The organism is Streptomyces sp. SID1328, assembly GCF_009865595.1.
GTDB lineage: Bacteria > Actinomycetota > Actinomycetes > Streptomycetales > Streptomycetaceae > Streptomyces > Streptomyces griseoluteus.
Genome location: NZ_WWKH01000685.1, coordinates 1 through 1779, shown reverse-complemented (window position 1 = coordinate 1779; position 1779 = coordinate 1). Strand labels below are relative to the sequence as shown.

Genomic DNA, 1779 nt, shown 5'->3' with positions numbered 1-1779 from the left:
CATCGCCACCCGCTGCACCGTCCCCGTCACCCTCACCGTCGACCTCCCCACCCGGCCCGCACCCGCCATCGAAGGCATCACCTACTACACCGCCAGCGAACTCCTCCAGAACATCAGCAAACACAGCCACGCCCACCACGCCACCCTCGACCTCTGGCACACCCCCCACCACCTCATGCTCCAAATCCGCGACGACGGAATCGGCGGAGCCGACCCCGCCCACGGATCAGGACTCGCCGGACTCGCCGAACGCCTCGACGCGGTCGACGGAGTCCTCGCGGTGGACTCCCCACCCGGCGGACCCACCGTCATCACCGCCGAACTGCCCTGGCGGGACCGGGAGGACGAGCACCGCGCCGGACGGTAGGGAAAACCCCCTGTTCAAGACGGGGACGCACGCCATGGCCCGCACCCGGTGCGGGCGAGCAGTCTGAGCAGGCAAGCCCACACGAGGAGAACGGGGACCACACCGATGGCCACGCACTACACGCCCTACCGGGAAGAGCCGGCCCGCCACCGCCTCCCCGCCGCGCTGAAGGCGCCGCTGGAGGCGCGGACCTGGCGGGAACTGGGCTACGCGCTGACCGGACTGCCGGTGGCCGTCGCCCTGTTCGTCTGGACGGTCACGATGATCTCGCTCGGCGCCGGCCTGCTGGTGACCTTCGTCGGGGTGCCGGTCCTCGCGCTGGCCCTGGTCGGCTGCCGGGGCTTCGGGGCGCTGGAGCGGGCACGGGCCGGGGCGCTGCTGAAGGTGCGGGTGGCCGCACCGGAGCCGCTGAACCCCAGCGGACCGGGGCTGCTGCCCTGGCTCGGCGCGGTGCTCAAGAGCGGCTCGTCCTGGCGGCACCTGGTGTACGCGCTGGTCCACTTCCCGTGGGCGGTGTTCTCCTTCTCGGTGGCCATCAGCTTCTGGACGTACGGCTGGGCGCTGCTGACGTACCCGCTGTGGTTCTGGGTGTTCCCGATGTGGGCCGGGCAGGGCGGCATCCAGCTCTACGGGGACGACCACCACAGCGTCTACCTGGACAACCCCTTCGAGATCACCGCGACCGCGCTGGTCGGGCTGGTGTTCACGCTGCTCACCCCGTGGCTGCTGCGGGGCCTGACCACGGTGGACGGGCTGCTGGTGCGCGGCCTGCTCGGCCCTTCCCGGCTGACGGCCCGCGTGGAGGAGCTGGAGTCGGACCGGGGTGTGGTCGTGGACACCGCCGCCGCCGACCTGCGCCGTATCGAACGCGACCTGCACGACGGAGCCCAGGCACGCCTGGTCAACCTCGCCATGGGACTCGGACTCGCCAAGGAAAAACTCCACCACGACCCCGAAACAGCCGCCCGCATGGTCGAAGAAGCCCACGGCGAAGTCAAAACCGCCCTCAAAGAACTCCGCGACCTCGCCCGAGGCATCCACCCCGCCGTCCTCACCGACCGAGGACTCGACGCAGCCCTCTCCGCCATCGCCACCCGCTGCACCGTCCCCGTCACCCTCACCGTCGACCTCCCCACCCGGCCCGCACCCGCCATCGAAGGCATCACCTACTACACCGCCAGCGAACTCCTCCAGAACATCAGCAAACACAGCCACGCCCACCACGCCACCCTCGACCTCTGGCACACCCCCCACCACCTCATGCTCCAAATCCGCGACGACGGAATCGGCGGAGCCGACCCCGCCCACGGATCAGGACTCGCCGGACTCGCCGAACGCCTCGACGCGGTCGACGGAGTCCTCGCGGTGGACTCCCCACCCGGCGGACCCACCGTCATCACCGCCGAACTGCC

At 70.7% G+C, this 1779-nt stretch carries 2 protein-coding genes; both read left to right on the top strand.

What is annotated here, in order from left to right:
- Positions 1-367: ATP-binding protein (locus tag GT030_RS21925; RefSeq protein ID WP_346009709.1), on the top strand; the 367-nt coding region annotated here is incomplete at its 5' end.
- Positions 368-472: 105 nt separating this feature from the next.
- The coding region (locus GT030_RS21920; RefSeq protein ID WP_161202561.1) for a sensor histidine kinase at positions 473-1779 on the top strand (1307 nt) is incomplete at its 3' end.